This window comes from Thermostichus sp. MS-CIW-34 (genome assembly GCF_054060435.1).
Map to the genome: position 1 here is coordinate 1 of NZ_JBSSDE010000063.1, position 8,314 is coordinate 8,314.

The following is an 8,314-nucleotide window of genomic DNA, read 5'->3' on the forward strand; positions in this document are numbered from 1 at the left end:
GTTCTCGTTTTGACAAATTGGCCAGGAACTTCTTGAGTTTTCTCTATCTCGTCAGTGCTCTCTTTTGGCTCAAATGAAAGATCAACACAACCTAGCTCCTCTCTCCCTATGGGAGAGGGGTTGGGGGTGGTTGCGGAAGCGGCGCAGAGCGTTTGGACGGCACTGCGTAGCAATTAGTAAAGTGTCTTAATCTAACTTGAAATGACTATGTGATGATGTAGTGAGATGTAGTGAATAGAGTTGTCTCAATCCAGCCAGACTAAAATCGTCGGCTTATGCCCAGCTCCTCTCTTCTAGAGAGACCTCAGGTGTGCTGTTCCAGCCAGCAGTGACTATACGGACATACAACGAAATAAGAAGCCCAAAAATCACTCTAGCCCCAGGCAAGCACAAACCATAGTAGTAGCTGTGCCCCTAGAGCGGCCTGCCAAGAAAACCTTGCTACCGAGCTTGTGAGGTGTAGTGCACTTCAACCCTGAGAGGAGCGCCCAGGTTTAAGGCAGTGCCAATACACCGGGCCAAGATTTGAATGTTAAGCCGCTGATCCGTCGATTCTAAACTTGTTGCAAGCCGACTCTTGCTTGGACCAACTACGGGTGAACGCTGTACGCTCATCTTAACAGACTCCCTATTTTGGTGAGGGCTGAACAACCAACTGACTTTCAGGTGATGTTATTGAGGAATCTCGAAGGAATACCGACCAGCAGCATCCAAGATCCTGCTCTTTGAGATTAGGATGATTTGCCCTTCTTGTGCATCGACAACCCTACGGATTTGTTAGGCAAGACACTCTTGGACTTTAAGGGATCCCACGGAAAAAGAATCTCTACTTTGCGAAACTTTGCGAAGCACTTTTGGGTAGAGATGAGGACGACCCGGAAAACTGGCTCTCGGTTCCCTGCGCACGCTCGCCAACTGCCAAGATGCTCTACCCCAAGTGGTTGGGGATCCAGCCGCATCGGATTGCCTGGCAACAGGGTTGCCGTAGGTTTCTGGAAGAGCTGTGCTGTTTGGCGGGTTCGGTCTGCCGCGGCTCCCTGTAAAGGATGGATGTTGCCGCCCCGCAGTTGGGCATTGCTCTATTCTGGGATGAGCCCTCTTATAATGAGCATTGGGAATTCAACTGTCCCTGCTGCCCATCCGCCTGGCTGGGTGCTCTTCGCAACCTGGAAAGGGGCAACCGAGCCGCAAAGTCTGGGATAACTGCTGTTACGTTTTGAGAGGAATCCATGTCTCTAGTTTTCAACCTGGTGAAGCGTTTGCAGCTCATCCTGCTCAGCCTTGTGGTTGGGGGGGTAGCTGTGGCGCTCTTGTCCAACCCTGCTGCTGCCGAAACCTACATCGTCAAAATGGGATCCGACAAAGCCCAGTTGGTCTACGATCCGCCTTCTCTCACCATCAACCAAGGGGATACCGTTCAGTGGGTGAACAACAAGGTCTACCCCCACAATGTTGTCTTCGACAAGGTGCCCGGTGGAGATGCGGCTTTGGCGGCCAAACTCTCCCACAAGGCGCTGCTTACAGCTCCCAAGCAGGTGGTGGAGTCGGCTTTTGTTGATGTTCCTCCAGGTGAGTACACCTACTACTGCACGCCCCACCGCGGGGCCGGAATGGTCGGCAAGATCATCGTGAACGGCTAAATCCACACCCCAAGTGCTGAACTTCTAGGGATCCCACTTTTGGTTTTGCCTTGCTGGACAGGGATCCCTGCTCTTAGCATGAAAGGTAGCCCTCTCAGGAGTGGGAGGGCTTTTTGGCGAATGAATACGCATTCGACCGGCTTGCCCTGTACTGCGCAAGTGTAGTTCTCAAACGGGTTCTCTATGACCACCAGCGTTAAAGGTTACCTGCTCTTGGCCGTTTCCTGCCTCAGCGCCATTGCTGCTGTTGGCTCAATTTTCGAGTTGGCTTCTGGCGAGCCGGATTTTGGCGTCGGCCCCACCAGCATCATCTTGGTTGTCGCTGCTCCATTGGCTGTTTGGCTGTTTCAGGCTGCGGTTGAAGCGGCACGGGCCGGCAATACGGCCGGAAAGGGGAGCAAAAAGAAAAAATGAGAAGACGGTGAGAACCCTAGGCAAATGGATATGGAGTCAGCGGGTTTGCTTCAAAGAGACTTCTGACTCCCTCTCGATTTCAGTCAGTTGGTGAAACTCCGGCAAGAGCTCCCGTTTCTGCACGGCTCCGAGCGCCGATTCCAAGCCGGCGGTAGCTAGGGTACAACTGGAGCCAGAACCATTCAGTACGGTCTCGGCGACCTGTCCGTTTTTGTCGATCCGATATTCCACTTTGATGTATTCAGGCATCGGCACTCCGCTTGTTACCGAACAACAACGGGTTCTTCCCCATTCTAGTTCTTGCTTCCTTTTCCTGGGCTAGATCTGGCTGGGCTCTATGGCTTCTGCTCGTCCCCTCTTCCAGGCTGCCAAAAAGGATCCCGGAATCCGGCGAGACCTCGGCTTGGGCGTGGGGGCATTGGTGTGTGTGGTGCTGATCGGCACCCTCTGGTACCACGGGGTGGAGCAGTGGCCGTGGGTGGAGGCTTTTTACATGACCATCATCACCCTGACCACTGTTGGCTTTATGGAGGTGGAGCCGCTGGGGGAGCGGGGGCGTTTATTTACGGTGGCCTTGATCCTGATGGGGGTCTTGAGCATCGGGTTCATGGTGAATCGCTTTACAGAGGCCCTCATCCAGGGACATTTTCAGGAAGGGATCCGGCAACGGAAATGGAAGAAACAGATGGAAGCGCTGAACAACCACTACATCATTTGCGGTTTCGGGCGCATTGGCCGGCAGGTGGCCCAAGAGTTTCGAGCAGAAGGGGTGCCATTTTTGGTGATCGATCAGTCTGCTGAGGCGATTCAGGTGGCTCAAGAGCTGGGATATGTGGCTCTCCAGGGGGATAGTACTCTAGATGCCACTTTGCTGGAAGCGCGGGTGCAACAGGCGGAGGGGCTGATTGCCGCCCTATCTTCCGATGCCGAGAACCTCTACGTGGTCTTGTCGGCCCGCACCCTGAACCCCCGCATTCGCACCATTGCCCGCGCCAATACGGAGGAGGCTTTGCAAAAACTGCAGCGGGCGGGCGTTGCCCATGCCATTTCTCCCTACATCACGGGCGGAAAACGCATGGCGGCGGCTGCCTTACGCCCCCGGGTTGTGGACTTTGTGGATGGCATCCTTGTCGGTCGGGATCGCACTTTCTACCTGGAGGAGTACGAGCTGGCAGCCCAAGAATGTCCTTATGTCGGGCAAACCCTACGGAAAGCCGATTTGCGCAACCGATCCGGAGCTTTAGTGGTGGCGATTCGACGGGCGGATGGCCAGTTGATTGGTGGCCCCAGCGGAGAAACCCTGTTGCAGCCGGGGGATCTGCTGCTGTGTATGGGCACCGCAGAGCAGTTGCGCCGGCTTGGACAGTTGCTCTATCCACGCCCGTAGCAGCTTGTTCTGGGTAGCCTGGCTCAAATCCGCCTCAGAATACTGGGGCCATGAGAGTCGGTGCCACAGGTTTTCAAAAGTCCGTAGGTCTCGGCCAGCTCTTCGGCTTTCTCCGTCACTTCCGGGCTAGGGATCCAAATCTCCGGGTTTTTGTAGGCGTAGTAGACCTCAAGGCCATCTATTCCCAACTCCGCTGCGGCTGGGACAATTTCCTCTGCAGGCAGGCAATAGCGAAAGGGGTGGGCCAACACCGCCAAGCCTCCTGCCGCTTGAATGGCCTGGATTGCGTCGGCGGCGGGCAAGCCGGGAACCTGCTCCCCTTGGGCAAAGGGATCCAGGACACCATTGGTGGGATCGAAGCCGTAGCCGAGAATATGCACTTCACAGCCCAACAGGTTTGCGGTGATCTCGATCCCCGGCCACAGGATGGGGTCGTCGGGACGATCCAGGTGGGCGCGGGCTCGCTCGTAGCCCTTCAGGGTGTGGTGATCGGTGATGGCCAGTCCCTTCAGACCGTGCCGGCGTGCTTGCTCCGCCAGATCCACGGGATCCATCTGCCCATCCGAACAACGAGTGTGTAGGTGAAAGTTGTACTGCAAGGGACAAGAACGAGGGCCAACCCCCTGTAGCACCTGCCGCAACTCCCCAGCAGAAGGCACCACGCAGGGATCCCGTTCCAAGCTGACAACCATAGCCACCCTTGGGTTCTGAAGTTTTATTAAGCATGTCCCCCCATTGTAGCCAGGGGCAAGGGTCAGTGCTATGGGTCAAAGACTAGTAAACTACCCGACCCTGACTGCTTCGCAGTACAGGGCGGGCTTTCGGTAGCCCTGCAGTTGGCAAGCCAACCACGAACCTCTAGGCTGGTTTACAGCAGCCCCCAAAAGCGCAATCACATTCGCACCATTCAAATCCGCATCCCCTTCCCATCCACAGTGTCCACACTTAAACTTCTTTCCACTGCGGTAGGATTGCGCAGGGTCGGGATGAATGTGCAAACACCGGTGGCAGGTCTGCGACGTGTAGGCAGGCGGCACCAGAATCAAAGCAACCCCCGCACGCAGAGCCTTGTACTCCAAAAATTGACGGAGTTGATAAAACGCCCAACTGTTGGCCCTGCGCCGTTCGGCTTTGCTGCGTGGCTGTTGATTGACTCTTTTCCGGATCCCTGTCAGGTCTTCCAGGGCGATAGCGCTGTTGGTAGCTTTTGCCCTGGAGACAATAACTTTGGAGATGCGATGATTGACCCACGTTTTTGCTACGCAACGCTGACGCGACTGAAAGCGTCTCTCCTTGCCAGACAGCCGTTGCAACAGTTGACGGCATCTGCGCCGCGAACTGCGGGTGCCCTTACTGGCTTTGCGTTGGAGTACCGCCCTCAGTCGGGAGTAGTGGTCTCGGACTCTGTTCAACTGCTGCCCATTCCAATTGTCCCCCTCTGACGTATGGGCGATATCCGTCCTGCCCAAGTCCACCCCGATCACCCTGTCGGTATCTTGTTGCTTGGGCGGGTTTTTCTCTACGCAAATCTGGATGTAGTAGGAGCCGTCCTTCCGCTGGACTAGGGTGGCCGATTTGGGGTTAGAACCAGCCAGCATCCCACGCTGGTAGTTACCAATGGCTAGTTCAAAGCGCTCTCGCCCCTCCACCGTGGTCAGCGACACCGTCCAGTCTTTCTCGCGAAATGAGAAGATACGTGCATCGTAGGTAACGAACCTACGCTTGAACTCTTTAACCGGACGGTTGCGCTGTCTCGCCACTTTGCGAGCGCCTGCCACCCGTCTGCACACCTGTTGAGCCAAGTTACTGGACAAGCCGAACCGAGCTCGAATCTCGTAGTAGCAAAGGGATTGCAGTTTAACCGCGTTGACGATCTTCTCCGGCGTGTTCTGGTTGACCCAGTTCAATGCCTGCACAAAGACATCCATCGTCGCGTCCAATTTGGCGGCTTGTGACGGGAACGCCTTGAGCTTACAGGATATGGTCAGGACTTGGCTCATAAGTCCATTGTACTTCATCAAAGCGCATTCCTCCCGGCACTGACCCTACGGGTACAGTGCGGGGCTCCTGCGATTTCTAGCTGAGCTGGGGGCTCAGAAGCCGTGGGCCAATACTTCCTCGGCGGCGCGAGTTCCCGCCCCTGGGGTGAAGTCGCTGTAGCCCACGGTGTGTAAAGCTGACTCCAGAGCAGCCAAGGTCATCAGCACATCGCGGTCGCTGATAAAGCCCAAATGGCCAATGCGGAAGATTTTGCCCTTGAGGTGGTCTTGTCCAGCGGCAAGGGCGATGTCGAAGTGTTTCTTCAAGGTGCTGCGGATGGTGTCAGCGTTGATCCCTTCGGGAGCGAGTACAGCTGTTACCGAAGGACTGGCCGCTGACTCTGGATCAACCAAGAGCTTTAGCCCCAGAGCCTTGACGCCAGCACGGGTGGCCTGGGCCAGCTTGGCATGACGCCGGTAGATGGCTTCCAACCCTTCTGCGCGCATCATGCGCAGGGTAACCTGCAGGGCGTAAAACAGGTTCACCGCCGGTGTAAAGGGAGTGGTGCCTTGGCGCAGGGCCTTTTGCGCCAGCTTAAAGCTCCAGTAGTACTTGGGAAACCTAGAGCGCTCCGTAGCGGCCATGGCCCGCGGGCTGACGGCCACAAATCCCAGCCCTGGTGGGATCATATAGCCCTTCTGGGATCCCGAGGCCACCACATCCAAGCCCCATTCGTCCATTAACACCGGCATTGCCCCCACGCTGGTGACCCCATCCACCAGGACGAGGGCTTCCCCGTGCTCGCGGGCAGCAGCAGCAATGGCTTGGACATCGTTGGCTACGCCGCTGGAAGTCTCCGAGTGGGTGAGGATGACGGCTTTGATGGTTTTTTCCCGGTCGGCAGCCAGCTTTTCTTGGAAGATCTCGACGGGGTAAGGGATCCCCCAGGGGGTTTCCACCCGCTCACACTGAAGGCCAAACTGCTCGGACATTTCCGCCCAGCGCTCCCCAAACTTGCCGTTCACCCCCACCAAAACCCGATCCCCAGGGCTGAGGGTGTTGAGGATCCCGGCTTCCATGGCACCAGTGCCACTGGCGGAAAAGACAAACACATCGGAGGTGGTTTGGTGCAGCCAGCGCAACCCATCGGTGACCTCTTCCAAAATGGCGGTGAACTCTTTGCTGCGGTGCTCGATGGGCCCCCGTGCCATCGCCAGCAGAGCACTCTCGGGAACGGGAGTGGGGCCGGGGATCATCAATATCAGCTTGTCTTTCATGCTTGCCCTGCTTGGGATGCAAGTAAGGTTTAAAAGGTGGCGGCCAGATTCGAACTGGCGCATAGAGGTTTTGCAGACCTCTGCCTTACCACTTGGCTACGCCACCCCATTGCTCAACTGGGCGCAGATATTGTATCCGAAAAGGGGATCCCCCTTCCAGTAACCAAAAGTAGCAGTTCCCAGCTCAGCTAGGCCTCAACCCTTTCTTCCTGCACCTTTAACAGACGGGATCCCAGCAGGCGCTGCAGCCAAGGAGCCAGAAACTTGCGGTTGGCCAACTGCTGCTGGGGATCCTGAGTTTCCAGAGGGAAGGGGGCAAGAGCCCGCAGGGCGGCAGTGGTAACACAGAACATGGCCTTTTGGAAGCTAAGGCAGATTTTCACCCGCAGGTCATCATCCCCGCGAGGCTGGCGGCGGTAGTGCTCTCGCAAGTAGGGGGGCAGGTGGCGCATCATATCCTGCATCAACAGGGTAGGCGGGATCCCAGCGCTACCTACCGGCAGCGGATCGGCGTAGAGGGCGCCGTAGGCAAAGTCAGCCTGCTCAGCCGGGATCTGGTGGGCCTGGGCGTTGTAGGAAACCGTGCCCATAAAGGGAAAGGAGCGGAAAAACACCGCTTCCACATAGGGGATAGCCGTATCTGATAGGAAAGTCAGACCCGCCGAGAGAGGGATGATCTCGTAGCGGCGGCCCCAGATGCAGGGAGCGTAGGTGATAGGCTTGTCGGCAGCTGCCACCAACCCCTGCTGGATGTGAGCCACCACGTCGGGAATGGTGAGGTGGGGTTCTGTCTCAGAGCGCTTGGCCAGCGCCAGGAAAATATCGCTCATCACCCGCCAAAACTGGCCCAAGCCGCTGTACATAGCCAGCATGCGCACCTGTTCTAGAGCAAAGTCGGGAAACAAGATCCCCAAGCCCTGCAAGAAGGGATTGAAGCGGATTTTGGCCCGGATGGCTCTCTTGGCCCGCTCGACAAATTCAGGGGTATCCAGGTAGCGGTCTAGCCCCCCTCCCCCATGCCAGAGCATAGCCTTCATGCAGTATTCGGCAAACTCGTAGTTGATGCGGTCATGCCACAGGTAGCGCAGCCATTTGCCCAGGGTAATCTCGCCGTTGAAATACTTGAACGCCGGGAAGAGCTCCAAAAATTGGTGGTCGGCAATAAAGATCAAATTGCGCGAATAGGCATCCAGCACCTCGCCGTAGCTATGCAGGATGCCAATGACCTCTAGGCGATTGGCAGGGGCATCCAGCACAAGGGCTCCCCCTGCCTCTAGGCGCTGGACAATAGGAGCCAGTTGCAGTTGCTCCAGAGGAGATAAGCCGGCCAGAAAGAAGCAGGAAGGAGCAGGAGCAAGAGTGGCAGTCATGGGAGCAAAAGAAACTCCGTCGATCTCATCAAATCATCAAAAGTCTCATCAAATCATCAAAAGGAAGACAACCCAAAGTAAACTACCCGACCCTGACTGCTTCGCAGTACGGGGCGGGCTTTCAGCAGCCCTGCAGTTGGCAAGCCAACCACGAACCTCTAGGCTGGTTTACGGCAGCCCCCAAAAGCGCAATCACCTTCGCACCGTTAAAATCCGCATCCCCTTCCCAACCGCAGTGCCCGCATT

At 56.5% G+C, this 8,314-nt stretch carries 8 protein-coding genes, 1 tRNA gene and 1 pseudogene; 3 read left to right on the forward strand and 7 right to left on the reverse strand.

Translation table 11 applies throughout. The annotated features are described in order from the left end of the window. The first annotated feature begins 1,229 nt into the window (after positions 1-1,229). Entirely contained in the window at positions 1,230-1,640 is a 411-nt protein-coding gene (gene petE, locus ACVWYY_RS14285) for a plastocyanin (protein WP_414373743.1), read from the forward strand. A gap of 183 nt (positions 1,641-1,823) precedes the next feature. Beyond that, positions 1,824-2,054 carry a hypothetical protein gene (locus ACVWYY_RS14290; RefSeq protein WP_457404007.1) on the forward strand — a complete coding sequence of 77 codons (231 nt, stop codon included), beginning with the start codon at positions 1,824-1,826 and terminating at the stop codon, positions 2,052-2,054. A 36-nt stretch (positions 2,055-2,090) separates the two neighbouring features. On the opposite strand, the gene ACVWYY_RS14295 is transcribed toward ACVWYY_RS14290, so the two are convergent. Further along, positions 2,091-2,303, reverse strand: coding sequence for a DUF2997 domain-containing protein (locus ACVWYY_RS14295; protein WP_457404008.1), 213 nt, complete (start codon positions 2,301-2,303; stop codon positions 2,091-2,093). Positions 2,304-2,391: 88 nt separating this feature from the next. Here ACVWYY_RS14295 and ACVWYY_RS14300 point away from each other — a divergent pair, with 88 nt between their 5' ends. After that, a complete protein-coding gene (locus ACVWYY_RS14300) occupies positions 2,392-3,441 on the forward strand; it encodes a potassium channel family protein (protein WP_414407990.1) in 1,050 nt (349 codons plus the stop codon). Between the two features lie 23 nt (positions 3,442-3,464). On the opposite strand, the gene ACVWYY_RS14305 is transcribed toward ACVWYY_RS14300, so the two are convergent. The 6 genes and pseudogenes from ACVWYY_RS14305 to ACVWYY_RS14330 form a co-directional block, all read right to left on the reverse strand. Beyond that, entirely contained in the window at positions 3,465-4,133 is a 669-nt protein-coding gene (locus tag ACVWYY_RS14305; protein WP_457404009.1) for a PHP domain-containing protein, read from the reverse strand. A 90-nt stretch (positions 4,134-4,223) separates the two neighbouring features. Further along, complete coding sequence (locus ACVWYY_RS14310; protein ID WP_457440908.1) at positions 4,224-5,441, reverse strand: RNA-guided endonuclease InsQ/TnpB family protein; 1,218 nt, start codon at positions 5,439-5,441, stop codon at positions 4,224-4,226. A 93-nt stretch (positions 5,442-5,534) separates the two neighbouring features. Next, the gene (locus ACVWYY_RS14315; RefSeq protein ID WP_414419384.1) at positions 5,535-6,698 is read right to left on the reverse strand and encodes a pyridoxal-phosphate-dependent aminotransferase family protein; all 1,164 of its coding nucleotides are present in this window, start codon (positions 6,696-6,698) and stop codon (positions 5,535-5,537) included. Positions 6,699-6,732: 34 nt separating this feature from the next. Next, positions 6,733-6,804, reverse strand: a tRNA-Cys gene (locus ACVWYY_RS14320). A gap of 82 nt (positions 6,805-6,886) precedes the next feature. Further along, a complete protein-coding gene (locus ACVWYY_RS14325) occupies positions 6,887-8,068 on the reverse strand; it encodes a CO2 hydration protein (RefSeq protein WP_457404361.1) in 1,182 nt (393 codons plus the stop codon). Positions 8,069-8,189: 121 nt separating this feature from the next. After that, positions 8,190-8,314, reverse strand: a pseudogene (locus ACVWYY_RS14330) (RNA-guided endonuclease TnpB family protein); the annotation flags it as partial.

Coding starts and splice junctions, on each gene's coding strand:
- ACVWYY_RS14315 (WP_414419384.1), bottom strand. CDS start 6,698: ATGAAAGACAAGCTGATATTGATGATCCCCGGCCCCACTCCCGTTCCC.
- ACVWYY_RS14290 (WP_457404007.1), top strand. CDS start 1,824: ATGACCACCAGCGTTAAAGGTTACCTGCTCTTGGCCGTTTCCTGCCTC.
- ACVWYY_RS14305 (WP_457404009.1), bottom strand. CDS start 4,133: ATGGTTGTCAGCTTGGAACGGGATCCCTGCGTGGTGCCTTCTGCTGGG.
- ACVWYY_RS14300 (WP_414407990.1), top strand. CDS start 2,392: ATGGCTTCTGCTCGTCCCCTCTTCCAGGCTGCCAAAAAGGATCCCGGA.
- petE (WP_414373743.1), top strand. CDS start 1,230: ATGTCTCTAGTTTTCAACCTGGTGAAGCGTTTGCAGCTCATCCTGCTC.
- ACVWYY_RS14310 (WP_457440908.1), bottom strand. CDS start 5,441: ATGAGCCAAGTCCTGACCATATCCTGTAAGCTCAAGGCGTTCCCGTCA.
- ACVWYY_RS14295 (WP_457404008.1), bottom strand. CDS start 2,303: ATGCCTGAATACATCAAAGTGGAATATCGGATCGACAAAAACGGACAG.
- ACVWYY_RS14325 (WP_457404361.1), bottom strand. CDS start 8,068: ATGACTGCCACTCTTGCTCCTGCTCCTTCCTGCTTCTTTCTGGCCGGC.